Raw genomic sequence first — 25,212 nt, 5'->3', positions numbered from 1 at the left:
TAATGAGGATGGCATTGGGTTTTTCTTAATTTCCATTTCCTTGTTGGAACATCATTTGGCGACCATCCCATTTCCAATCTTCCCTGGGTTGGATGATTTTTTTCAGGCCAATTTCAATGGCTGACTGGATGGTACTCGCAATTTTTTCTTCTGAATCTTTATCATTTGCTGAGAATGGAATGGTATCGGTTTGGATTGGATCTGATTGTCCGAGGATTCTGTATGTTTCACCTGATTCTTTTACAAACAAAAATTCAACAATGGAGGCAAAGGTTGCATGTTGGAATTTTGTCGTTCCTTCTTCAAATACCATGGATCGATTGACTTGGACTTTTCGGAGAATGATGGTACCTGGCTCGATTGGATCATTCTCTTTTCTTGCCTTATAGGAGCTAACATTGAATATCTGAGAAGCCAAGCGATTGAAGGAATGTAACGCAAATTTACCGATTGAAATTTCTAGATTTGGTCCTACCTTCAAAACCGTTGTTGGTAAGTCCATTTCGTATTGGAGTGTGAAAGAAGATTTTGATTCTTTGGACTGAAAGCGCTCTGGATCGTTTGTTTGGATCGTTTGGCAAACATTTAAGGAGAAAACCAGTAGATAAAGTGGGAAACTTCGGATTTTCATTGAGAATTCCTAAAGTATCAATGCCGAAAAGGAGGAATTATATTGCCAACTCTTCCAAAAAAATGAGTAAAATTAGAATAAATCCAAAAATTGTGACTGGAAATGAGAACCCTATTCCATTAGATTTGGTAGATATTTTCTAATGGGCAGTCTTTTTCTGAAAGTGAATCACATTTCCCATTGTGAAAGTATTAAAGGAGTAATTTATGAAGGTTTTGTATCTAGTCGTTCGCCTATTGTTAGGTGCCTTGTTTTTATTTTCTTCAGTTGTTGTATTATTCGATTTAGTTCAACAACCTGAAGTGACTGGAAACATCAAGATATTCAATGATGGCATGAAGGCCACTGGTTATTTATTAACATTGATTAAAGTAACGGAACTTGTTTGTGCCCTAGCTTTTTTATCGGGAAGATTTGTACCTTTAGCTTCTGTTGTAATTGCACCAGTGGTGATCAATATCTTTTTTGTTCACTTGATGATTGCTCATGATGGATTACCGGTTGGAATTTTTGTCGTTATTGCAAATGCATTTTTAGCGTATTACAATCGTTCTGCTTACAAACCGTTGTTTGTACCAGTTCATAAAGTTTAATCTTTAAAAGATTGATTCACTTTTTGGTGAAGTTTGGACAGAATGAAAAAACTGAACTTCGCCAGAAGATGTATCATAAAATGCTGGTACAATCTTATATTCACCTTCATCTACCTTTCGTTTTAGAAATTCACTCGAACCTAAGATTTCATCAATCGAATTTAACACATTGGTTTTTACGACATGATTAAATATATGTTCGTTTCCTAGATTTGATCGTTTTGAGCTTGGATCGGATGTCCCAATGGCTTTGTCAATTTTGTTAGTGATACTTGCTATGTTACCATCTTTTAACGCATAAATTGCACTGGATACAGCACCACAATTGGAATGTCCAAGTACGACAATGAGTTTGGTTCCAATTTTGGCACATGACAATTCTAAACTTCCAAGGATTTCTTGGTTTACGATATTTCCTGCAATCCGAATAGAAATGATATCACCAAGCCCTGCATCAAAGATAATTTCTGGACTTGTTCTTGAATCAATGCAAGAAAGGACAACTGCAATTGGATTTTGACCAAAGGCAGTCGCGTTTACTTGGTGTTTAAAATACTTTTCGGACCATTTACCTTTTACGAAACGTTCGTTTCCCCGTTGTAAGAATTCAAGAATTTCATCAGGTGTTAACTTTTGTTGTGCTTCTTTATCTAAGATGTTTACAAATTGCACTTGGTCACTCAGTTCATAGTGGTCTTTCACACCAACTAAATTCAATTGGATGTTTTTTTCTAAAGCCACTACTGATTTAAATTCCTCTAATACCTCTAAAATATCGTGATCAATAAAATTACAATTGGAGGCATCTACTATGAGTTTTGCATGATCAGGCAATGACCAAAGTGTGTCTTTGATGGAGGCCTTGTTTAAAAAGGAAACTTGATTTGGTAATTCAATCCGGATTGTTTCGCCGATATTTAAGTTTTCGGTTTCAACAGAAAATGGATTTTTATAATTATTTTTTAAGATAAAAATGAAACTAATACAAAGTCCAATTAGCACACCCGTTAATAAGTCTGTAAAAATAATGGCAAGAATGGTTGTGATAAAAGGTAAAAATTGGTAAAGGCCCTTTTTATATAATGATTTATACACTGAAAAGTTTGTGAGTTTGAAGCCAGTGACAACAAGTACCACTGCTAAAGAACAAAGTGGAATCAGATTCAATGAGGAACTTAGAAATAGAATACTCATGGCGAGTAAAACCCCATGAACCATTGTGGATAATTTTGTTTCTGCTCCTGCATAAATATTCACAGAACTTCTGACAATGACGGAAGTGATGGGAAGTCCGCCAATGAGCCCAGATAAACTATTCCCTACTCCTTGTGCCATTAGTTCACGGTTAGGTGATGAGAGTCTTTTGTGTGGGTCAATTCGTTCGACAGCATCTAGGTTCAGTAATGTTTCCAAGGTAGTGAATGTCGCAATGGTAAAGGCAAAATACCAAACTTCGGATTGGCCAATCATCGAAAAATTGGGAAAAACAAAAATACTCTCCCAGTTACTCACATTGGGAATTGTAACTAAATGTTTTTCTGTCAGATAAAATTCTGGTAAAAACTTTTTAAAAATCTGGTTCCAGATAATTCCGATGAGAATCACTAAAATCGGAGAAGGAATGTATCTAAGTTGTTCCCATTTTAATTTATCATACACAAACATCAGTGACAAAGAGATCGTAGAGATGGTCACTGCTCCCCAGGAAAAATATTTGTGTATGTTCAATAATTCTGAAAATGTATTTTCTCCATCCCTTTGGAAAAAAATAAAATCTTCTTCTGGATTGATATCAAATCCGACAGAGTGAGGAATTTGTTTGAGTATCAGGATGATCCCGATGGATGCAAGTAATCCTTGGATAACATTGGAAGGTACGTAATTTGCGATAAAACCAAGTCTTAAAATTCCAAGTCCTATCTGAATAAAACCTGCCAAAAATACAGACAATAAAAATGTTTGGTAATCGCCTAATGCAGTCGTTGCGGCAAGAACCAACGTAACAAGGCCAGCAGCAGGACCACTCACACTTGTTCTAGAATGACTAAGGAAACCAACAACAATTCCTCCAATGATACCAGAGATCACTCCTGATAATAATGGTGCACCACATGCAAGTGCGACACCTAAACAAAGAGGAAGAGCTACTAAAAATACAACGAGTCCAGAGGGAATGTCTTGTTTTAAATGGGAAAACATAACGGTCTAGAAACGGTATTTTCACTCGTATCCGTTGTCAAGGCGAATGGATGAAACCATTCAATTCTTGTGTAACAATTTGTTCGCCTGTACTGTAATTATTTTATGATCAAAGCCATATTACAACATCATCGATGTCATCTTCACTGATCACATGGCGAACTTTGTCTTCTGTAGTGAATGAGATCGAATGGATTGCAATTGAATCCCATAACTGGCTATAAACAAAGGGTCCAACATGGCATTTATAGATTGTATCAGGCATGATTGTTTTGGGAATCAAACAAATGAGTTCAGGAGTTTTCTGCTCATCTGGAATCAAAAATTGACGGTTTTGGTCACTGGCAAAAAATAGAATCTGAAATTTGTTAATCTTAATCTTTGTTAGGTTTTCGGTTTTGATAAAAAGCTGAAGTTCTTTTTTTTCCTTATTATGCCTGGGTTGGATGGAAACAAGGATGGGCAAACCTACCTCCCTTAGATACTCTTTTCTTGTATCTAAGTTGGTTTTAACACGAGTGGGACCACAACTAATGAAGACAAGGCATGTTACAAATAAGGGCAAATACAAGCGGTTTTGGATGAAAATTGTGGGAATGGGTTTTTTCCCTTGGCGAGTAAACAAACTTTGTTTATCCTATTTTGCCGAAGAAGGAACTCAATCCCTTTTCGTACTCCATTCCGTTTCTCTTCTGTATTGAGAAACAAACTCAATATCTCATTTTGACCCTGCCAAGATTTATGAATTTACGGAAAGTGGAATCTGTCTAAATCTGGACGTAATAGAAAAATTTACACCTATACTCTAACAGGAGCTCTTCAATGACGTTGAGTCTAGACTTCTTTCGATCCTCAATTGGAAAGAAGATCATAATGGCCATTACCGGATTTATCTGGTTTGGATTCGTGATCCTTCACATGGTCGGAAACCTTCAAGTTTTCCAAGGACCAGAAAAATTAAACACCTACGCAAAGTTTCTCAAAGATTTAGGACCCCTTCTTTGGGTAGCACGGATTGGACTCATCGTGGCTTTTTTTGGACACGTATGCACTGCCATTCTCCTGAAGTTTGAAAACAGTTCTGCGAGACCCGTCTCTTACGCAAAGAATACAACCATCCAGGCATCGTTCGCATCTCGTACGATGGCTTACAGTGGATTATTACTTTTAACCTTTCTTGTTTACCATTTAGCTCACTTTACATTGGGTTATACCAACCCTGAGCACTACACTCACGAATACATTCTAAAGAATGGTGATGTAGTGCATGATGTGTATGCAATGGTAATCCTTGGTTTCCAAGACCCAACAATTGCAATTAGTTATATTGTTTTTATGGTTTTCCTTGCGTTACATTTTTCCCATGCATTGGGTTCCATGTTACAAACACTTGGGATTCTTGCCCCAAAACACAATCCCACAATTCAAAAAATATCCACAGGACTTGGGCTCCTCGTTTTTGTTGGAAATTGTTCCATGCCACTCTCGATTTTACTCGGGTATGTTCGCTAAGGGGTTTTAGGAGAGAATATGAAATTAGATTCAAAAATACCATCAGGCCCATTAGAACAAAAATGGGACAAACACAAACAAGATATTAAATTAGTCAATCCAGCTAACAAACGTAAATACAAAGTAATTATTGTAGGAACAGGTCTTGCTGGTGCATCCGCTGCAGCAACTCTTTCCGAACTTGGTTACCAAGTATCCGTATTTTGTTTCCAAGATAGCCCAAGACGAGCTCACTCCATTGCGGCACAAGGTGGAATCAATGCTGCAAAGAACTACCAAAACGACGGTGACTCTGTTTACAGATTGTTTTATGACACTGTAAAAGGTGGGGACTTCCGTGCTAGAGAAGCTAACGTATATCGTTTGGCACAAGTATCTACAAACATCATTGACCAATGTGTGGCACAAGGTGTTCCGTTTGCCCGTGAATATGGTGGAACTCTCTCCAACCGTTCGTTTGGTGGAGCCCAAGTTTCTCGTACGTTTTATGCAAAAGGCCAAACTGGCCAACAGTTACTCCTTGGTGCTTACTCTGCTCTAGAAAAACAAATCTCTCGTGGTGCGGTGAAAATGTACGCAAGAACAGAGATGTTAGAGTTAGTGCTTGTTGATGGCCATGCCAAAGGGATTGTCGTTCGTGATTTAGTAACGGGTGAAATTTCTTCTCATGCTGGGGATGCGGTGATTTTGGCTTCCGGTGGTTACGGAAACGTTTTTTACCTTTCTACCAATGCAAAAGGTTCCAACGTAACAGCAACTTACCGTGCATATAAAAAAGGGGCAGCGTTTGCAAACCCTTGTTACACTCAAATCCACCCAACTTGTATCCCACAATCGGGAGACTACCAATCGAAGCTCACTCTGATGTCGGAATCCCTTCGAAATGACGGACGTGTTTGGGTTCCAAAGAAAAAGGATGACCTTCGCCCTCCTCACGAAATCCCAGAGGAAGAAAGAGATTATTACCTAGAAAGAAAATACCCTTCTTACGGTAACCTTGCTCCTCGTGATATTTCATCGCGTTCTGCAAAAGAAGCGTGTGACAATGGTCTTGGTGTAGGCCCAAAAGTTGGGGACAAACGCCTTGGTGTGTATTTGGATTTTTCTGATTCCATCAAACGATTGGGAGAAAATGTCGTTGCTGACCGTTACGACAACCTCTTCCAAATGTATGAGCGCATCACGGGAGAGAACCCATACAAAGTGCCAATGCGAATTTACCCTGCGGTTCACTACACGATGGGTGGCCTTTGGGTGGATTATAACCTCATGTCCAATATCCCTGGCCTTCATGTTCTTGGAGAAGCAAACTTCTCTGACCATGGTGCGAACCGTTTAGGAGCATCCGCTCTGATGCAAGGTCTTGCCGATGGATACTTTGTGATTCCTTATACAATTGGTGATTATTTTGCCAAAGAAGGAGCCAAAAACATTTCCACAGACCGCCCTGAATTCAAAGAAGCGGAAGCTCGTGTTCGTGAAATGACAAACAAATTCCTCTCTATCAATGGTAATAAAACACCAGATGATTTCCATAGAGCACTTGGAAAGATCATGTGGGACCAATGTGGTATGGCAAGAAACGAAAAAGGCCTAAAAGATGCTTTGAAAAAAATCCCTGAACTCCGTGAGGAATTCTGGAAAAATGTAAAAGTTGCAGGTTCTGGTTCGGAACTCAACCAAGAGTTAGAAAAAGCAGGTCGTGTTGCTGACTTCTTAGAATTTGGTGAATTGATGTGTCTTGATGCACTCACTAGAGAAGAATCTTGTGGTGGTCACTTCCGCGAAGAACACCAAACGGAAGATGGCGAAGCAAAACGTAACGATGATAAATTCTGCCACGTATCGGCTTGGGAATACCAAGGAGAAGGAAAAACTCCAGTAGAACACCGAGAAAAACTCGAATACGAAAACATCCACTTAGCCGTAAGGAGCTACAAATAATGGATTCAATGAAGTTACACCTTAAAGTTTGGAGACAAAAAGACAAAAACGACAAAGGTCGTATGGTCAGTTACGAGGCAAACAACGTAAATGAACATATGTCTTTTTTGGAAATGCTTGATGTTGTGAACGACGGCCTCATCAAAAAAGGAGAAGACCCTATTGCTTTCGACCATGACTGTCGCGAAGGAATTTGTGGGTCTTGTTCTATGGTGATCAACGGTGTTCCTCATGGTCCAGAAAAAGGAACCACCACTTGCCAATTGCACATGCGTAAGTTCAAAGATGGTGATACTGTTGTGATAGAACCTTGGCGTGCAAAAGCTTTCCCTGTGACAAAAGACTTAGTTGTGGACAGATCTGCTTTTGATCGTATCATCCAAGCGGGTGGTTATGTGAATGTAAACACAGGTGGAGCTCCAGACGGAAACGCACTTCCGATTCCAAAAGTGGATGCGGACCTTGCGATGGACGCGGCTACTTGTATCGGATGCGGTGCTTGTGTTGCTGCTTGTAAAAATGCATCGGCAATGTTATTTGTTTCGGCAAAGGTTTCTCACCTAGCTCTTTTACCACAAGGTGTTGTGGAGAAAAAAGAAAGAGTTCGTAAAATGGTAAGTGCAATGGACAAAGAAGGATTTGGAAATTGTACAAACCAATACGAGTGTGAGGCTGCATGCCCGAAAGAAATTTCGGTTAATTTTATCACACGTCTGAACAGAGAATACATTTCCAGCTAAACCACTGGAATTGTTCTCTTGAAAGAAAAAACCCGGAAATCAATCTCCGGGTTTTTTTATGCCAAAATTTACACCTTGAAGAGTTTGTTATTTGTTTTTTGGAATACTTTCATCGTTTCCAATTCTTTCGAAAACAATTTAAGGATATATTCTGCACGTTCTTTGTCTTCTCCTTTGAGAGAAGTGAGATATGTTGATGACTTTGTTTTGATGTCTTCAGCTACCACAAAATTTCGTTGGATCAATGCCTGTTGTCCTTTTGTTAAAAATGCATAAAATTTTTCTAACGGATGTATTGTTTCATCTTTCAGGATTTTATCGAGTAAAGGTTCAACCAGTTGGTCGTTATTTGGATCTTCGTCCATTAAATACAAATTTGCTAAACTAAGTAGTTTTCCCTCTTCCTTGTATTCAGTTTCCTTTTTAACCGAATATAAATCCTCAAAATATACAAAGCGATTGGATTTAACCTGACAAATGGTCGCCAATTGTTTTTGGAAATCACTCGTATCAATCTTATTCGTCTCTACATTAAAATTGGTAACAACAAGGAAGAGTAAATCTCCCTCTTTTTCGATATAACGAAATCCAATGATGAGATCTGCATCTTTCTCAAACCCAGGTAAATAAATTTGATTCGGGTGTTCTTTGGAAGCATGAGTGATCATAAAATCCACCATGGATTCAATTTCACTTGGTGAAAAATCCAACTTCAAATGTCGGAAAATTCGCATTTCCAATATATGACTTAGGTAATATGGATTCGTTTCAGTAGGAAAAGGAACATTATTGACTGATACCCGAAACCGAATGTCATAAGGAGGATTTGATTCGGAATGGATCGGAACAATCAGCGTGAAGGTGAAAAAAATAACTAATAATACCAGACGTTGTTTCATAGAGGCCTCAATTCGTATCGATTAGAATAAGGAGTCATCTAACAAAGTCAACAAATCCTTTTTTGGAATGGGTTCGTCCTTCGAAAAGAGTGATTGGAAATGGGTTAAAAATTGCACCTCTTTCCCTCGTTTTTTCCTTCCTTGGACCAAGGTTTCCATTCGTTCCAAGATTGCGTCTCTGAGTAAACTTCGTGAATTTCTCTGAAAACTTTGATCCTCCTCCGAAAGATGTTTTTCGTCTTGGATGGATTCCCCATTTGAGATTTGTTCGTTTCTTATGGATAACAAAGAATACAGCCGAAATCGTTCGATGGCTTGGAACTGATTGGAAAGTTGGTCTTCGTGGCCACCATACCGAACGAGAAGGTTTTCTTCTAATAGGCCAATTTTGAATTGTTTTAGGAGGATTCGATTCCATAAATCATAGTCCTCACAGATTTTCATCTCCTCTCGAAAGGTTCCCACCATCTCCCAAGTTTTTTGATGAGCCATAAAACTGGAACAAGTGACCATACAAATTTCTAAGGATTCTTTTAAAAAATGACCCGAAAGTTTTTGGTATTTTCCCTTTGGTTCGAGGAGATTTCCCTTTTTATTCCACACTTCCTTGGTTTGGGAAAACAGAATTTCTGGATGCTCATTATGGAATTGGATTTGTTTGGTTAGTTTTTCTGGATACCACTCGTCATCAGAATCTAACAACGAGATCCACTCTCCCACCGATTTCCCAATCCCAAAATTACGTGCATGGCTCACTCCCCTATGTTCTGTTTGGTGGATTTGGATCGACTTACTGTAGCGACCAAAGGATTGGATGTTTCGTTTCCAACTGGGAAGATTCGCCAAAAGAAAGGACCAAGTATTGTCCGTTGAACCATCATCGATGATATGGAGTTCCCAATGGGGGTATGTTTGAGCTAAAACAGATTGGATGGCACGTTCTACCAGATGTTGTCTGTTATGCGTCGGTAATACGATTGATATGAGTGGAGTTTTTGTGCTCATGATGGTTTCTGCCGCGAATGTACTAAATCTAAGTGTTGGATTTGTCCTCCTTGGTGGAGGTAATACAAAGGAAGTTTCGGATCAACTTCGTTTGATCGTTTTTCCTTTGTTAGGATGTGGTGAACGGATTTCGCACTATAAATGGGTTCCAATAGGACTTGGTTTTTTTGGTAATACTCCACGATCCAATTTTCTAAAAAAGGATTTTGTTTCCCAAACCGAATTGTTTGTTTCCTTTGTCGTTTCGAGTTTTCGTTTAATCCATAGGTGGTTTCAGGTATCGAAGGATCATTACCTGCGATTTCAATCAGATTCCCATCACAGATGGGGATTTGTTTTAATCCAAGTTTTGTTTGTAATTCACTTGTTTTGTCTAACCATGTTGTTTTGGATTCACCAACCAACACAGCTTGGACATAAATGGAAGATTCGTGAAAATGATCATAAGCAGATAAAAAACTCACTCCAGATCCGATTTCCATCTGCAGGATGGCTTTTGTTGTTTGTGATGAGTTTGTTTTATTTCTTTCACCAAGGTCCAACAGGATATCTTCCTCCAGATCCTGCCAAAATCGGGAGAGACCAAGAATTTGGCCTGGATGGACTCCAAATTCGGGTAAAGAAATTCCATCGAAGGTTTGACTCCTTACATTAAATGCCTCCAAGGCAAGGGAGCGATTCGCATAACATTGGAACCTGTGAGAATGATTTCTCACCAAACGTTCGTTGTAAGTTTTTAGATTTGGATTTTTTGTGTAAGTGATGGTTTCGACAAAAAAACCAGAGAATCTCAAGATAGAAGTAAAACTTGCAAGGTAATTTCCATGAATCGTACCCCAAAGGAGAATCCGTTTAGTTCCCTTTTTTTTGGCATCACTGATAATGCCAAAAACCTTTCGCCATTTAGTCCCAAACCCAAAAGGAAGTAGGTCATCGCGGATCATTGTAAAATCGGCGAGTTTGGTCATTCGAATCGGAAGATCTGGATAACCATGGGGAAACATCAATTTTGAATGGTACTCTACTTCCATATAAAAATCAAAAAAGGTTCGTTAGGCGATAAAAAAAAGTTTTACAAGTTCTTTCTTTGGAAGGAATCAAAAACTCAGACTGTGCCTTAAAACGATATAGGCACAATGGAACGTTTAGTCTCCTGTTTTGAGAATGGATAAAAAGGCTTCTTGTGGGATTTCCACATTTCCAATTTGTTTCATTCTCTTCTTCCCTTCTTTTTGTTTTTCGAGGAGTTTTTTCTTACGAGAAATATCACCACCGTAACATTTTGCGGTTACGTTTTTACGAAGAGCAGAGATACTTTCACGAGCTACTACTTTTGACCCAATCGCCGCTTGGAGTGGAATCATAAATTGGTGGCGAGGGATGAGGTCTTTTAGTTTTTCAATGATGACCCTGCCTCTTTCTTCTGCCTTGGATTTATGCACAATGGAAGATAGTGCATCCACTGGTTCCCCATTCACAAGGATGTCCATTCGTACAAGTTTTGAATCACGGTAACCCACTTCTTCATAATCAAGTGAGGCATAACCTTTAGTGTAGGATTTTAACTTGTCATAAAATTCGAAGATCAATTCCGCTAAGGGAAGTTCGTAGGTTAACTGCAATTTGTCTTTGGATAAATACACAGTATCCATGTGGATCCCACGTTTTTCGATCACGAGGGACATGATATTTCCTACATAGGATTCTGGGGCAATGATTGTCGCTTTGACAAAAGGTTCTTCTGATTTTCCAATGAGAATGGGGTCTGGCCATTTACTTGGGTTGTCCACTTCAATCACATCGTCTTTGGTTGTTGTGATGCGAAATTTTACCGATGGTGCCGTTGTGATGAGGGCAAGGTTAAATTCCCTTTCCAAACGTTCTTGTACGATCTCCATATGAAGGAGTCCAAGATACCCTACACGGAAACCAAATCCTAGGGCTGCAGAATTTTCCCTTTCAAAGGTAAGAGCAGAGTCATTTAACTTTAGTTTTTCGATCGCATCTACAAGTGCATCAAAGTCTTCCCCATTGATGGGAAATAGTCCCGCAAAAACCATTGGTTTTGCGTCCTTAAACCCTTTTACGTCTTCTGCGGTTTGGCGATTAGCATGAGTGATGGTATCTCCCGTTTTCGCATCTCCCATTTTTTTCATACCGGCGACGACATACCCTACATCCCCTGCTTGGAGTTCTTCGCAAGCCACCATGGAAAGCCTATTGATCCCCACTTCCGTCACTGTAAACTGGCGACCAATGTTCATCATGTGGATCATCTCTCCTTTACGAAGTTTTCCATCATATAACCGAACTTTGGCGACAACACCCATATAGGTATCAAAAAAAGAATCGTAAATGAGTGCTTTCAGTGGAGCATCCACATCCCCAACCGGTGGTGGAAGTAGGTAACAAATGGCTTCGAGTACTTCCTGGACATTTAGGCCCGTTTTTGCTGAAATCGGAATTGCCTCTTCTGGGTTCAAGCCAAGTGACTCTTCGATCATGAGTTTGCATTTATCAATGTCTGCAGAAGGAAGATCAATTTTATTGATGACAGGGATGATGCGAAGGTCTAGGTCCATCGCAAGGTATAGGTTCGCAAGTGTTTGGGCTTCGACTCCTTGGCTTGCATCTACAATGAGGAGAACCCCTTCGCAAGCAGCAAGAGAACGTGACACTTCGTACGTAAAGTCGACGTGGCCCGGAGTATCAATTAAATTCAGATGGTAGACGTTTCCGTCTTTAGCATGGTAGTCGAAAGAAGCATTGTTTGCTTTGATCGTGATCCCACGTTCCCTTTCGATGTCCATGGAATCGAGGATTTGGTCTTTTTTCGTACGTTGGTCCGTGACAAGACCAATCTCAAGCAAACGATCCGCCAGAGTGGACTTTCCATGGTCGACATGGGCGATGATGGAAAAATTGCGGGTGAATTTTTGGCGTTCGTTCACGGTTCCCTCTTCTTTTTAAGTCATTTTCCTGGAACGAGGCTCTTTGTCGAAAAAGTTTATTGTCAGAGGCTTAAAATTCCTAAGACTGGAAGGAAATTATCCCTTAGGAGAAACAATTCCCGATGTCCCAAAAAGATAGCATACGTTCCGTCAAAGCCCGTGAAATTATGGATTCCAGAGGAAATCCAACCGTTGAAGTGGATGTCACTTTGGAAGACGGTTCGTTTGGTCGTGCGGCGGTTCCCTCTGGGGCATCCACTGGTGAACACGAAGCTGTAGAACTTCGTGACGGTGACAAAAAAAGATACTCTGGAAAAGGAGTATTAAAAGCAGTCGATAACGTTAATTCTAAAATTTCAAAATCCATTCTTGGTCTCTCTGCGACAAACCAACTCCTCGTTGATGGAACGATGATCTCTCTCGATGGAACTTCCAATAAATCGAAGTTAGGTGCCAATGCAATCTTAGGTGTGTCAATGGCAGTCGCAAAAGCGGCGGCAGCACATTCTGGTCTTCCTCTTTACCGTTATATCGGCGGAACATTCGCTCGTGAACTTCCCGTACCTATGATGAACATCATCAATGGTGGAGCCCATGCAGACAACAACATCGACTTCCAAGAATTTATGATCCTTCCCGTATCCGCTCCTAACTTTCGTGAGGCACTTCGTATGGGTGCGGAAGTGTTCCATAGCCTAAAAACAGTGTTAAAAGGCAAAGGACTCAACACTGCAGTTGGTGATGAAGGTGGATTTGCTCCGAACCTGACTAGCAACAGCGAAGCCATCGAAGTGATCCTCACTGCGATTGAAAAAGCCGGGTACAAACCAGACCTCGATATCAAAATTGGTCTCGATTGTGCTGCTTCTGAGTTTTATGATGAGAAAAAGAAAAAGTATGTTCTCAAAGCCGAAAAAAAACCAGAGAAGACTGCCGAAGAACTCGTAGAATACTACTCAAATTTAGTGTCCAAGTATCCGATCATTACCATGGAAGACGGTCTGGATGAAAACGATTGGACAGGCTGGAAAAAACTTTCCGAAAAACTGGGGAAAAAGATCCAACTTGTGGGGGATGATTTGTTCGTAACCAATATCACAAAACTCTCAAAAGGGATCGAAAAAGGGATTGGTAACTCCATTCTCATCAAAGTGAACCAAATTGGAACTCTCACAGAAACTCTCAGTGCGATCGAAATGGCAAAAAAAGCCCAATACACTGCTGTTGTGTCTCATAGATCGGGAGAAACCGAAGATGCAACGATATCCCATATTGCCGTGGCGACCAACTCAGGTCAGATCAAAACGGGTTCCTTAAGCAGAACGGACAGAATTGCAAAGTACAACGAACTCCTTCGTATCGAAGAAGAACTCGGGAAAAATGCAACATACAGCGGAGTAGGTACGTTTTACAACCTAAGATAAAATGACAGCAACCAAAGCCTCTCTTCTCTTAACCTATGTTTGTGCTTGTCTCTACCTCGGACTTTTGTCCGAGTCGGGGGTTGCGGAACGTATGCGTTTAGAAAAAGAACTCACGAATCTCAATGCAGAGGTGGAGAGGCTTGTGGTTGAAAACCAAGGGCTTGAAGAAAAGGAAAGGTTACTCAAAAATGATGCCTATGCCTTGGAACAAGAAGCCCGAAAGTACTACTTACTTTCAGAAACAGCACATGTGCTAAAATTTGAAGAATTTCCAGAGAAAACTGGTGCGAAACCAAAGGCTCTTCCTACTTCCATCCGTGAAGCGGGTTTAGGTGGCGAATGGAAAGAACCACCTCTCTTTTTGTTACGATTCTTTTTTATTTCTTTTAGTGTTTTCCTGATTCTAGGTGTGTACTACAAGCTGAAACGCTTGCCTCATACGTCTAACCAGAAAAGACTGAACTAATATGCCAGAAGAAGAAACACCAGAAAAAGAAATCACCGAAACCATCCAAGACCTCATTAGCGACAAAAACATGGGAAAGAAGTTCCTGGAAAAACGGAAAATCTTTCTCTGGGGTCCTGTCACTGACGAATCCTCCAAGGAACTAACAGCCAAACTCATGTATTTAGAGATGGTTGATCCTGGAAAACCAATTACATTTTATATCAATAGCCCTGGTGGTGTTGTCACCTCAGGACTTGTCGTGTATGACACGATGCAAATGATTTCCTCTCCCGTACACACAGTTTGTATGGGTATGGCAGCTTCAATGGGATCCATTCTCCTCATTGGTGGCAAAAAAGGAAATCGTTACATATGGCCTAATGGTCGTGTGATGATCCACCAACCATCGATTGGTGGGCAAATCCAAGCTCCTGCAACGGATTTACTCATCCATGCACAGGACATAGTCAAAACCAAAGAAAAACTCAATCAGATGTTAGCGGAAGCTTGTGGAAAATCCTACGAACAATTGGTGGAAGACACTGATCGCGATTATTATATGGATGCAGAACAAGCACTTGCTTATGGCATCGTTGATAAGATCGTAAACACAATTGACGTCGTCTAACAAAGAGTTTAAACCTAGAAGATTTTTAGAAGGTCGTCACCTTCAAACTGTCTACAATGTACTGTTTCCTCCAGACAATGCACTGGAGGATGAGTATTATTCAGAAAGTATCCTCATTCCCACAAACGATGGGTCTGGGGATATACTTTGGCTTGAACACAACCCCCCTCTTTCCCAAATCCGAAAACACGCTTCTGCTTGGAATGGATCCTACATCATGCTCGTACATGGTATGGAAGGAAGTTCCGAATCCCATTATATGGTAAGTGTGGGAAAGGAAGCTCTTAACCGAGGTTATGGGGTGATTCGTATGAACCTTCGGAATTGTGGTAGAGGTTTAGGCCTTGCAAGAAAGCCATATAATGCTGGTCAGTCGGAAGATATCGAAGCAGTATTGAAATACATATATAAACATTTTTCGAGATCCATTTTGGTTTCAGGGTTTTCCTTATCCGCCAATATGGTCTTAAAGTTTTTTGGAGAAAAGAGGGAACATTATGCGAAAGCCTTTACGGCAACTTCCCCTCCCTTGGATTTAAAACGGAGTTGTGATTTTATTGATTCTCGTGCTGGGAATTTTTACAGAGACCATTTTTTGGAGACAATGAAGGAAAAGGTCTCCGCAGGGATCTATGATTTGACTGAAAAACAGAAGGAACAGGTCCTTCGTAGTAAGTCGTTTTTTGATTTTGATGATTTTTTTACGGCACCAATCTCTGGTTATACGAATGTTTTGGAATATTACAATATTTGTTCCAGTTTAAAATATTTACCGGGGATCAAACTCCCTGGACTCATTGTCCATGCGGATGATGATCCCGTTGTACCTTCCGAAGTATGGCATGAAATTCGTTGGAAGTCCTTTCCGATGTTACAGACAGTACTAACGGAAAAAGGTGGGCATGTGGGTTTTATCAGCGATCCATCTCCTGATAATCCAGAAGGTCGCTGGTTACCCAAGATACTTCTCGATTTTTTTGATTCCAAAATCTAATCTCATTAATGAAATACAATAGAACGTAGGATGGTTTGTGATGCGTGACCTTTTAAAAGAATGTTTATCGGAAGAATCTGGGTTTGTTGAGTTACGTTACCACCACAAAGAAAGTCGTTCCTTTTTTGCAGAACGAGGGCGTGTGGAATCCACTGCTTTACGGAAACGCACTGGCGTTGGAGTTCGAGTATTAGAATCAGGAACTTGGGGATTTGCTTCTACAAGTGAAGTCACAAAAGCCGCTATCCAAAACGCGATCCAAATCGCAAAAAAAGCAGCTAGGCTGTCCTCTGCCCTTCGCAAAGATAAAATCCCAAATTTACCAAAGGCTAATTTTGCAGTTGGCGACTTTATTGGAAAAGGGATTGAAGACTTTCGTTCTCGTTCTGTGGAAGAAAAATTAAAAATGGTCCTGGATATCCAAAACGAAGCGACGCGAAATTCCACCAAACTGCAGTCAGTTGGTTGTGGGTATTCTGAAATTTATGAAGAAAAATCCATTGTCACTACAGATGGAGCAGATAGTTTTTTTAGTTTGGTAAGACCAGAGTTTCGTGTGTCTGCTGTTGCCAAAGAAGATGGAAAATTGGAATCAGGTTCTCATTCGATCGGTGTCACTGGTGGTTGGGATTGTTTGTTTCGAAGCCAATCCCCTTCTCAAATTTCGGAAGAAGCCTGTAAAACCGCTGTGGATTTACTTTCCAGTGAACTCCCACTTGGCGGTTTATCCACTGTTATCCTGAGTCCTTCCATTGTGGGACTACTTGTCCATGAAGCAATTGGACACACCGTAGAGGCTGATTTTGTTCTCTCAGGTTCTGTTGCCCAAGGGAAAATTGGGCACCGAGTTGGATCCGACTTAGTGACGTTATGTGATTCTGGTTCCTCAGAATTTTATGAAGGAGCTGGTGGAACCATCCCTGTGGATGATGAAGGTGTGATTCCAACCAATACTGTCATAATCAAAAATGGAATTCTTTCCTCCTATCTTCATAACCGTGAAACTGCAGAACGTTTTGGTGTGTCACCAACTGGTTCGGCAAGAGCTTGGGAATATGGAGATGTTCCTCTCATTCGTATGCGGAATACATTTTTACTCCCTGGAGATTCTAGTTTAGAAGAGATGATTGCAAACACCAAAGATGGGTATTACCTAGATGGAGCTAAAAACGGCCAAGCAGATGCGACTGGTGAGTTTATGTTTGCCGTACAAAAAGCATATCGAATCCAAAACGGAAAAATCACGAGTTTATTAAAAGGGGTAACTGTTTCGGGTCTTGCCTTTGATGTTTTGCAAAATGTGGACATGGTTTCCAAAGAATTTAAATGGGATTTGGGATCGGGCCACTGCGGGAAAGGACAACCAGCAAAAGTGGATGCCGGTGGACCTTATGTTCGCACAAAAGTTTTATTAGGTGGTAAATAATGGATCGTGGTGCGATAGAAAAACGTTTAAACGACCAAAAAGATTTACTTACCAATTTAATTTCGAAAGCTAAATCCAATGGAATCGAACAAGTAGAGATTTATTCCAGTTATGGGTATTCAGAGGATGTGAGTTTAGAAAAAAACGATCTTAATAACTGTACAGCAACGGAAGAAAATATGTTTGGGATCCGTGTGATCCACGAAGGAAACCAAGGGTTTCTCATTTCCAATCACATCCCTAGTTTGTATACATCGATCGAAGAAGCCTATCAATTGGCAAAAAGCCAGTCCACTCCTGATCCTGATTTAGTTTTACCAGAACCACGACCACTCACAAACCAATTTGATTCCTATGATAGTTCCCTTGATACAATGGGAATAGAAGACCTCGTTTCCTATGCAAAAGAAGCACTTGGTTGGCGAAGTGATTTGTATGATAAAATCAATATTGATTCTGGTGATTTTTCGCTTAGCAAAGGTTATAAGTTAATTGTATCTTCTAAGGGTGTGATGGCCCATGAACTTGGGGCAGAACTTTCTGCATCTGTTATGGGGATGGGTGTGGATGGAGATCTCGTTGGAAGTTTTGACTATGATTCTGCAAGTGGTTTTACTAAAGACCAATTCCAGTCACTTTGGAAAAAAGCATTCCATAATTTCGGAGATAAATGTATGGGAGCCTTGTATGCAAAACCTACAACTGGGTTCCAAGGTAAAGTTTTACTCCCTCCAGATGCCGTGTATTCTTTTTTCCTAGGGCTATTTATTGGTTCCTTGAATGGGACTAGTTTACGAAAAGGGAAATCAAAAATGGCTGGAAAAATGGGCGAAAAAGTTGCTTCTTCGTTACTTTCCATTTGGGATGACCCAACAAACAAAGGTTTTATGGGATCGACTGGTTTTGACAGAGAAGGAATGCCAACCACTTTCAAAAAAGTTTTAACAGAAGGAGTTCTCGAGTCTTATTTTTATAATACATATGAAGCTAAAAAAGCCAATCTTTCGATTTCCAATGGATGTGCGACCGGTGGTGCCCAAAGCCTCCCTGGGTGTGGACCAAAACAATTACAAATCGCTCCAGGAAATGCAAACAAAGATGAGTTTTTTAAACTGCCAGGCAAAACACTTTTTGTGAATCGAATCTCAGGCACAAAAGATGGAGCATCGGGAGATTTTTCTGGTGTTGTCAAAGGTGGTTACCTCTTAGAGGGAGGTGAAAAAATTCCCGTACGCGAAGTTCAAATTGTAGGAAATGCATTTGATGCTTTAAATCAAATTGAAGCGATTGCAAAAGAAGGAGAACTCATTGGCGAATCCTCATTTGTTCCTTATATGTTACTCGATGGATTTACAATTACAGGTGTGATGGAAAACTAAACATGCCTCAAGAGATTTTAGAAAGACCTGCTGGTGCATCATTTTTTCTCATCGTATCTTACGAGAATGAAGATACCCTGTTTGAATTAAAAAATTTAAGCGAAAAACGTTTTTCTAAAATTCTCTATGAGTCATTAGTATTGCCAAGATGGATTCCCGATGAATCGGAACGAGAGTTCGCTTACCCTGGTCGTTTTACAAAAGTTTTGTCTTTCAAACAACGGATCCATAGAGAAGAAATTGTTGAGAAAAAAAAAGACTGTTTGGAATTCCAAACCCTCCTACAAAAAAAAGATTTAAGTACTTTATTGGTTCCTGGATATGTTACTTCACATAACATTGTGATTGCGAAGTCTAAAGATGATTTCCACCGTATGTATTTATTCCAAGGAGTTTATGCGGAAACAGTGTATCATTTTTCTAGAGGGATATTACAACCCCTACCTTCTACTCAGAATTATTTCAAAGAAAAAGAGGTAGTTTATTTTTTTAATACTCTTAGGGAATCGTATGAGTTTAATAAATTTAAATCTTAACCAAACAAATTCGATTTGGAACAAATCACATTTTTTCTCTGTTCTGATTCTATCTATTTTGTTTTTATCCCAATGCATTTTGTCAGAAGACAAGGGATTTCAGTTTTGCGATAATTTTAATGATGAATTGAAATGTATAGAACCAAAAACAGAAAACGATATCGTTTTTTTGGATCAAACTAAATTCAAAAAAGAAAATCCAACGTATGAAGATTTTGGCAATTTTCTCTATTTTACAGCCAGAGAAACACCAGGGTTTCGAATGGTTTTAGATTCACCATGGAATGGTAAAACGTCAGAAGAGTTTCGTAGTGAATACAATGCTTATTTAGTTTATGGCAATGCAAAAGAAAGAATGGAAGGGAATTCTTTCCAACCAAAAACCGTGGTGTCCTTTCATTATTTAGGTGCTCTGTTAAAAGAAGAGTTTCGCCATATTGGGATCGCCAAAAATCCATTCCAAATCGAAGCCTTAGGTCCTATTGTTTTGACTTATATTGTGGAAGTTCCTGGCAAAGAACCAATTTCTAAAGTAAGAACCATCCAACTCCGCTGGAAACCATAACATCTTACCTTTTATTTCTGAATGTACAATCCATTTGGATCAAAGAAAAAATCCATTGGTGTATAATCTAAATACAATAACGATAATACGGATAGGGAAATCGCACCTACTACCGGAATGAGTAGGTTGTCATCAACTAATCCTTTGGCTGTTGTGTTGGAAAAAAACTCTGTAACACAAGATAGAAGAACTGATACAAAAACGATCACGATGGGAGTCCAAGTAAATCCATGGTGGTCATACAAAGAGATAAAACTTTCAGGATGAGATTTTGTAATGAGATACAAAACAAAAACTGAAAAGATAAATGCAGGAATCAAAAATCCAAATACACCTTCAATGGATTTTCCATTGTAAAAACGATGTTTGCCATATTTACTACCCACATAAGCAGCAAATGGATCTCCAATGACTAAAAATAGAATTGCAAGGATTGCTATTTCCGCTGGAAAAAAGCAAACAACGATTAGGTTGGCAAGAAAATAAGGAACTGTTCCATTGAATCGTTTCCTTTCAGATTCCTTCATAAGAAATCCAAAATACTGATAAAAAAAGGCTTCAAATCCGCTATGGCTCAAACGAAACAATTCCAATAAAAAAAGTGCTAACAGGAAAATTCCAAGCGAAGTTACAAGGATGGCTCGAGTGGCATAAACAAGTCCAAAGGCATCACGGAATGGATCCAAATATAAAGTAACGGGAATGATGAGTCCCAATACATGCCAAATTTTGCGAAAAAAATTAAATCCTGAACTCATTGTATTTTACCTACTGGGTCTTGAAGCCATTTTGAATGCAGCTTCTTCATTATTTGCGATGGGGAATAAATTGCGAACACCTGCCATCAGAAATGCTTGTCTTACGCTTAACGGAAGGTTGATGAGAATGATTTTGTGTTTTTGTAAAAATGCTTCTTCATTTAATGTTTTGAAGGCTATAATGCCTTGGGTTGTGACCATGTTCAATTCCTCTAAATCGAGAATGACTGACCCATGTTTTAAGGAATTGGTGACTGATTTGATGCACTTTTCCGCTGTGAAGTTGTTTAGATTTCCCTGTAATTTGGTTACATAAACGGTATCAATTTTTTCAGTGGAAACTACTAAATCGTCTAAACTCATAAATTTTTCTAATTTTCTTATTTCATTCTTGCACTCTATTGCAAGTAAATAAAAGTTTTGGAAGGAAGTGTGTTTTGAAGGTAACTGTTGCTCATCTCTACAAAAAACTGGAAGAACTCGACCGTGATGTTGTGGAATTAAAAAAACTCACAGACAGGCTTGCTACTGACAGAGAATATTCTCCTATCTTAAAAGAAACATTTTTATCGGAAATGTCGAAATTAGAAGACCAAAAGGCAGAGATTTTAGGCCTAAATATTGAAAAACAAGGAACATCGGTCCATTCCTTAAAGGCAAAAACAACTGACACTCGCGTTACAGAAATCACTAAAAAAGAAATCAGTGCTGTCCTTCCCCCTGAACCGAAAAAACCAGACCGACCTGTTCGCAAATATTAATTTATTTAAAGACTGTAAAAGACAAGGAACCCCAATGATTCGAAACAAACTAATACATCGAGTGATGTTACTCGGTTTAATTCTCCTGCCCCTGATCAATTGTGCTAAGGATTCTGAAATCCTAGCTACGTTCGATGGTGGGACTGTAACTCGAAGAGAGATGAATTTTGTAATTGAAGCTTCAAAACGTGGAAACACGGAACCACAACCCATTAGTGCTGACATCCAAGCCAAAATATTAGAAAGTATCGCTTTGGAAAAAATTTTACTAAAAGATGCAATCAAAGCAAATAAAGTTTCTGAAGCAGATGTGACTAAAATTGAATCCTTAGTAAAAGATTTTTTAAAGCTCAATGTATATATGCGTGAGTATGTTAAAAATGGATTAAAATCGAAACCATTAGAATTTATCAATTTACAACTTGCTTTAGTACGTGGCGAAGATGAAGCAGAAAATTTGAAAAAAGCCCAAGATCTTGCCAATCGTTTGAACACTCTGTCAGACAAAGAAGTTGCCATCGAAATCGCAAAAGTTACTGATGATATGACTAGAAAACCAATCGGTGGAAAATTAGAACCATTTTGTACCAATTGTGCAGAGACTCCACTCGAAGACATTTTAAGTGAAGTTAGAGGTGTAAAACAAGGTAAATTCATCGCATACGCAAAACAAGGTGAAGGAAGAATTGCTTATGTAGTACGTTCTCTTGGAACAGAAAAAGTACACCCAGAAAGACTTCGTAAGTACTTTACATCAGTATTTGATGCTTTCAAAGAAGAAGCAATCGAATATGGTAAAACCCATGAAGATGCAGAAACCAAAGCAAGTATTGCCTACTTTACAGAAGGTGAATCTGCTGATAAAGCCAACCAATTTGCATCCCATACAATGAAAGAGTATGAGCAAGGTTTATACCAAAAAGAACTTAAAAAAATCACAGAAGAAAGTGGTATCACTGTCGCAAACCTTCCACGGTTTACTGGTCCAGATGATGTGGATCCTAAAGTATTCACTCCAGAATACAGCCTATACTCGAACAAAGAGGGAAAAAGTTATACTTGGAAAGATTTAACTGCTGATTTTGATGCAATCCCTTCCCAACTCAAACAAGAATACAAAACGGAAAAAGCAAAAACATGGGATATGCTGAACCTTTTCCAATCTACGATCCTCCAAGGAAAAATTGCTGAAACTTCCAAAAGAGTGCAAAACGTAGATAGCGAAATTGGTTACCTCATGCAATTGGATAAAATGAAAGTGAGTTTGGCATTAAAATCGCTACAAGATGAGATCAAAGCCATCCCAGTAACGGTAACAGAAGCTCAAATGCGTGATGCGTATGAAGCTGGAAAGTTATATGCTTATTCTGACCAAGATCCTAAAAATCCACAAAATCGAATTCCTAAGCCATATACAGCAGTAAGAGAACGAATTAAATCAGAAATGGAAGGTTCTCAACGAAATTCGTTCATTGAACAAAAAGTTTCTGGTTTAAAAACTACTTATAATTTAGTGATCGCAAACGATCGTCTAAAAGAAGTTACATTATAGTTCCCACCAAGTTTTGGAATATGGCAAAATTTTTTTATTGAATTTTGCCATATTTGACATATTTTGACTGTTAGGGGGGATAAATGAACAATCACATTTACATGCTTCGAAAGAAGAGAGGCATTAAACAGTACGATATGGCAAGGGCTCTGGGGGTATCTCCGAGTTATCTTTCCAAAATTGAGACTGGTGCCCAAGATCCGACTGAAAAATTTAAGTCATCTTGTGCCAAGTATCTCAAAACGTCCGTTGATAAACTCTTTAACGAAAGCGCTGTGGAAGACATCTACCCTGAGTTTTCCAATGGATTGAAAAACAAACTTTGGGCAGTCCGACGTGAGTTAGGAATCAAACAATATGATTTCGCAAAGAAACTAAAAGTTTCGACTCCGTTCCTGTCAAAAGTGGAACTTGGACTTTTAGAACCACCAGAAGATTTTAAGAACCTGGTTTCTAAAGTTCTCAAAATGGAAAAAAACGAGCTTTTTTTAGGCTAAATTGAAAATCACCAAAGCAAGGCTTCCAAAAGCCTTGCTTTTTCTCCCACCAAACCAAAAAGATTTTGTCACATAATTCCTAAACCATTCAATAGTCCCTGATGAAAGAGAGACAAGCGGAACACCAAGATGGTTGGGCCAGTCGAGTCGGTTTAATTTTAGCAGTTGCCAGTGGAGCCATAGGGCTAGGAAATTTTTTACGTTTCCCAGGGCAAGCAGCACAAAACGGTGGTGGTGCCTTTATGGTCCCATACATCATCAGTTTTCTGTTACTGGGGATCCCTGTTTGTTTGGCAGAATGGACGATGGGAAGGATGGGTGGAAAACATGGCCATAGTACACCTTTTATCTTTCGAGAATACTTAAAAGGATTTCCTCTCAAACTTTCAGGTACCATTGGAGTCATGATTCCCGTCATGATTTATGTGTATTATGTATTCATCGAATCTTGGTGTTTAGCATACGCTTATTATTTCTTAACAGGCCAAATGTCATTATCTGCAACCACAAGGGATGGTATGACAAAAGAAGCCTCTTCCTTTTTTATGAATCTGACGGGTGCTGGCGAAAATGGTTCCAGTTTCCAATCACCCATCCTCATTTTCTTTTTGATCTGTGTCTTATTTAATTTTTTACTCGTTTACCGTGGCCTTTCAAAAGGCCTAGAGGCGTTTGCAAAAATTGCAATGCCACTCATGGGAATCTGCGCCACGATCATCCTTGTCAGAGTTCTCACAATCCCTGGTATTGAACAGGGACTTGCAGTGATGTGGAATCCCGATTGGTCTAAACTTACCGAACCAAAAGTTTGGATCAGTGCTGCCGGGCAAATTTTCTTTTCCTTATCAACTGGATTTGGGATTGCACTTGTATTCTCTAGTTTTCTTAAGAAAAAAGACGATGTTGTTTTATCGAGTTTGTCTTCTGCTTCGCTCAATGAGTTCGCAGAAGTTGTGTTTGGTGGAATGATTACAATTCCAGTGGCATTTTTATTTTTAGGCATCCAGGCAACTTCTTTTGGTACCTTTGGAATGGGATTTATTGCATTACCATCTGTTTTTGGGATGATGCCTGGAGGGAATTTTTTTGGAGGGCTTTGGTTTTTAGTCCTTTTCCTTGCAGCCATTACTTCTTCGGTTACGATGTTACAACCTGGTATCTTATTTTTAGAAGAAGGATACCGAATCGGAAGGCGCAAGTCTTCCCTACTCCTTTTCCTTTTTACCTTTGTATTGTGTTTACCCATCGTATACTTCAATAAAGATTTTGCCGCATTGGATATTGCTGATTTTTATATTGGAACCATTATGATTTATATTTTGGCATCCATTCAAATCTTCATCTTTGTCTTTAAGATTGGTGTGGACAGAGGAGAGGCGGATGCCAATGAAGGAAGTCTCATTCCATTTCCCAAACTCATCAAATTTGTTCTGAAATACATCACCCCATGGTTTTTACTTTTTATCTTTGTTTCCTTTTGTTATATGAACTTACCTGAATATTTGGATAAGATGAATCCTGAGGTCATGGGTCTCCTCGCTGAAAACAAAGGTCAAAATGTAGAGGATGCAAAAACAAAAGCAATTGTGGCAAGGTCAGTTGTGATTGGTCTGATACTCATATATGGTTTTATTTATTTATTGGTTTCAAAAGCACTCGATTCTAGACATGAGAAGGTCACAAAATGAATACTGCAGTTGAGCTCAATTGGCAAGGGATGATGATCATGGCAGTATCTTTAATTTCTGTGACAAGTTTAACGATTGTTTG

25 protein-coding genes are annotated in these 25,212 nt (G+C 39.3%); 16 read left to right on the top strand and 9 right to left on the bottom strand.

Annotated elements, in window-relative coordinates:
* Nucleotides 1–25: 25 nt before the first annotated feature.
* On the bottom strand, nucleotides 26–631 hold the full coding sequence (locus tag ND855_RS08215) for a hypothetical protein (protein WP_265357948.1): 606 nt from the start codon (nucleotides 629–631) through the stop codon (nucleotides 26–28).
* Nucleotides 632–837: 206 nt separating this feature from the next.
* Here ND855_RS08215 and ND855_RS08210 point away from each other — a divergent pair, with 206 nt between their 5' ends.
* Complete coding sequence (locus tag ND855_RS08210; protein WP_265357947.1) at nucleotides 838–1,224, top strand: DoxX family membrane protein; 387 nt, start codon at nucleotides 838–840, stop codon at nucleotides 1,222–1,224.
* 3 nt (nucleotides 1,225–1,227) lie between these two features.
* Here the strand turns inward: ND855_RS08210 and ND855_RS08205 are convergent, their stop codons facing one another.
* Together ND855_RS08205 and ND855_RS08200 are read right to left on the bottom strand one after the other, a co-directional pair.
* Complete coding sequence (locus tag ND855_RS08205) at nucleotides 1,228–3,423, bottom strand: bifunctional SulP family inorganic anion transporter/carbonic anhydrase (RefSeq protein WP_265357946.1); 2,196 nt, start codon at nucleotides 3,421–3,423, stop codon at nucleotides 1,228–1,230.
* A gap of 109 nt (nucleotides 3,424–3,532) precedes the next feature.
* Nucleotides 3,533–4,048, bottom strand: a complete 516-nt coding sequence (locus ND855_RS08200) for a hypothetical protein (protein ID WP_265357945.1) — start codon at nucleotides 4,046–4,048, stop codon at nucleotides 3,533–3,535.
* A gap of 197 nt (nucleotides 4,049–4,245) precedes the next feature.
* On the opposite strand from ND855_RS08200, the gene ND855_RS08195 reads away from it, so the two are divergent.
* From ND855_RS08195 to ND855_RS08185, 3 genes are read left to right on the top strand one after another with little or no spacing between them, the layout of a single operon-like run.
* The gene (locus ND855_RS08195; RefSeq protein WP_265357944.1) at nucleotides 4,246–4,935 is read left to right on the top strand and encodes a succinate dehydrogenase cytochrome b subunit; all 690 of its coding nucleotides are present in this window, start codon (nucleotides 4,246–4,248) and stop codon (nucleotides 4,933–4,935) included.
* An 18-nt stretch (nucleotides 4,936–4,953) separates the two neighbouring features.
* Nucleotides 4,954–6,879: a fumarate reductase/succinate dehydrogenase flavoprotein subunit gene (locus ND855_RS08190; RefSeq protein ID WP_265356119.1), complete on the top strand. Its 1,926-nt coding sequence runs from the start codon at nucleotides 4,954–4,956 to the stop codon at nucleotides 6,877–6,879.
* A gap of 8 nt (nucleotides 6,880–6,887) precedes the next feature.
* Nucleotides 6,888–7,619: a succinate dehydrogenase/fumarate reductase iron-sulfur subunit gene (locus ND855_RS08185; protein ID WP_265357943.1), complete on the top strand. Its 732-nt coding sequence runs from the start codon at nucleotides 6,888–6,890 to the stop codon at nucleotides 7,617–7,619.
* Nucleotides 7,620–7,687: 68 nt separating this feature from the next.
* Here the strand turns inward: ND855_RS08185 and ND855_RS08180 are convergent, their stop codons facing one another.
* The 4 genes from ND855_RS08180 to lepA form a co-directional block, all read right to left on the bottom strand.
* On the bottom strand, nucleotides 7,688–8,518 hold the full coding sequence (locus ND855_RS08180; RefSeq protein ID WP_265357942.1) for a hypothetical protein: 831 nt from the start codon (nucleotides 8,516–8,518) through the stop codon (nucleotides 7,688–7,690).
* A 21-nt stretch (nucleotides 8,519–8,539) separates the two neighbouring features.
* A complete protein-coding gene (locus ND855_RS08175; protein WP_265357941.1) occupies nucleotides 8,540–9,523 on the bottom strand; it encodes a glycosyltransferase family 2 protein in 984 nt (327 codons plus the stop codon).
* Entirely contained in the window at nucleotides 9,520–10,554 is a 1,035-nt protein-coding gene (locus ND855_RS08170; protein WP_265357940.1) for a 1-aminocyclopropane-1-carboxylate deaminase, read from the bottom strand. Before ND855_RS08170 ends, ND855_RS08175 begins: the two co-directional genes overlap by 4 nt.
* A 114-nt stretch (nucleotides 10,555–10,668) precedes the next feature.
* Nucleotides 10,669–12,474: a translation elongation factor 4 gene (lepA, locus tag ND855_RS08165; RefSeq protein ID WP_108959099.1), complete on the bottom strand. Its 1,806-nt coding sequence runs from the start codon at nucleotides 12,472–12,474 to the stop codon at nucleotides 10,669–10,671.
* A 122-nt stretch (nucleotides 12,475–12,596) separates the two neighbouring features.
* Between lepA and eno the strand changes: the two genes are divergently transcribed.
* From eno to ND855_RS08125, 8 genes are read left to right on the top strand one after another with little or no spacing between them, the layout of a single operon-like run.
* Nucleotides 12,597–13,898, top strand: a complete 1,302-nt coding sequence (eno, locus tag ND855_RS08160) for a phosphopyruvate hydratase (protein ID WP_108959100.1) — start codon at nucleotides 12,597–12,599, stop codon at nucleotides 13,896–13,898.
* Between the two features lies 1 nt (nucleotide 13,899).
* Complete coding sequence (locus tag ND855_RS08155; RefSeq protein WP_265357939.1) at nucleotides 13,900–14,364, top strand: FtsB family cell division protein; 465 nt, start codon at nucleotides 13,900–13,902, stop codon at nucleotides 14,362–14,364.
* A gap of 1 nt (nucleotide 14,365) precedes the next feature.
* On the top strand, nucleotides 14,366–14,974 hold the full coding sequence (locus ND855_RS08150; RefSeq protein WP_100717015.1) for a ClpP family protease: 609 nt from the start codon (nucleotides 14,366–14,368) through the stop codon (nucleotides 14,972–14,974).
* The gene (locus ND855_RS08145) at nucleotides 14,961–15,968 is read left to right on the top strand and encodes a YheT family hydrolase (protein WP_265357938.1); all 1,008 of its coding nucleotides are present in this window, start codon (nucleotides 14,961–14,963) and stop codon (nucleotides 15,966–15,968) included. Before ND855_RS08150 ends, ND855_RS08145 begins: the two co-directional genes overlap by 14 nt.
* A gap of 40 nt (nucleotides 15,969–16,008) precedes the next feature.
* Nucleotides 16,009–17,394, top strand: coding sequence for a TldD/PmbA family protein (locus tag ND855_RS08140; RefSeq protein ID WP_265357937.1), 1,386 nt, complete (start codon nucleotides 16,009–16,011; stop codon nucleotides 17,392–17,394).
* A complete protein-coding gene (locus ND855_RS08135; protein ID WP_265357936.1) occupies nucleotides 17,394–18,773 on the top strand; it encodes a TldD/PmbA family protein in 1,380 nt (459 codons plus the stop codon). Before ND855_RS08140 ends, ND855_RS08135 begins: the two co-directional genes overlap by 1 nt.
* 2 nt (nucleotides 18,774–18,775) lie before the next feature.
* Entirely contained in the window at nucleotides 18,776–19,309 is a 534-nt protein-coding gene (locus tag ND855_RS08130; protein ID WP_265357935.1) for a DUF4416 family protein, read from the top strand.
* On the top strand, nucleotides 19,284–19,874 hold the full coding sequence (locus ND855_RS08125) for a hypothetical protein (protein ID WP_265357934.1): 591 nt from the start codon (nucleotides 19,284–19,286) through the stop codon (nucleotides 19,872–19,874). The genes ND855_RS08130 and ND855_RS08125 overlap by 26 nt, the downstream gene beginning before the upstream one ends.
* An 11-nt stretch (nucleotides 19,875–19,885) precedes the next feature.
* Here the strand turns inward: ND855_RS08125 and ND855_RS08120 are convergent, their stop codons facing one another.
* Both ND855_RS08120 and ND855_RS08115 read right to left on the bottom strand, forming a co-directional pair.
* The gene (locus tag ND855_RS08120; RefSeq protein WP_265357933.1) at nucleotides 19,886–20,632 is read right to left on the bottom strand and encodes a diacylglycerol/polyprenol kinase family protein; all 747 of its coding nucleotides are present in this window, start codon (nucleotides 20,630–20,632) and stop codon (nucleotides 19,886–19,888) included.
* 6 nt (nucleotides 20,633–20,638) lie between these two features.
* Nucleotides 20,639–20,995: an STAS domain-containing protein gene (locus ND855_RS08115; protein ID WP_012388697.1), complete on the bottom strand. Its 357-nt coding sequence runs from the start codon at nucleotides 20,993–20,995 to the stop codon at nucleotides 20,639–20,641.
* Nucleotides 20,996–21,069: 74 nt separating this feature from the next.
* On the opposite strand from ND855_RS08115, the gene ND855_RS08110 reads away from it, so the two are divergent.
* The 4 genes from ND855_RS08110 (at nucleotide 21,070) to ND855_RS08095 (ending at nucleotide 25,130) form a co-directional block, all read left to right on the top strand.
* Entirely contained in the window at nucleotides 21,070–21,393 is a 324-nt protein-coding gene (locus ND855_RS08110; RefSeq protein WP_265357932.1) for a hypothetical protein, read from the top strand.
* 34 nt (nucleotides 21,394–21,427) lie between these two features.
* A complete protein-coding gene (locus tag ND855_RS08105) occupies nucleotides 21,428–22,945 on the top strand; it encodes an LIC12015 family putative lipoprotein (protein ID WP_265357931.1) in 1,518 nt (505 codons plus the stop codon).
* 101 nt (nucleotides 22,946–23,046) lie between these two features.
* On the top strand, nucleotides 23,047–23,442 hold the full coding sequence (locus ND855_RS08100; protein WP_015678327.1) for a helix-turn-helix domain-containing protein: 396 nt from the start codon (nucleotides 23,047–23,049) through the stop codon (nucleotides 23,440–23,442).
* Between the two features lie 101 nt (nucleotides 23,443–23,543).
* Nucleotides 23,544–25,130, top strand: coding sequence for a sodium-dependent transporter (locus tag ND855_RS08095; protein WP_265357930.1), 1,587 nt, complete (start codon nucleotides 23,544–23,546; stop codon nucleotides 25,128–25,130).
* Nucleotides 25,131–25,212 lie beyond the last annotated feature (82 nt).

It is taken from the genome of Leptospira paudalimensis (genome assembly GCF_026151345.1).
GTDB classification, from domain to species: Bacteria; Spirochaetota; Leptospiria; order Leptospirales; family Leptospiraceae; genus Leptospira_A; species Leptospira_A paudalimensis.
This window is presented reverse-complemented; position numbering and strand designations above follow the sequence as displayed.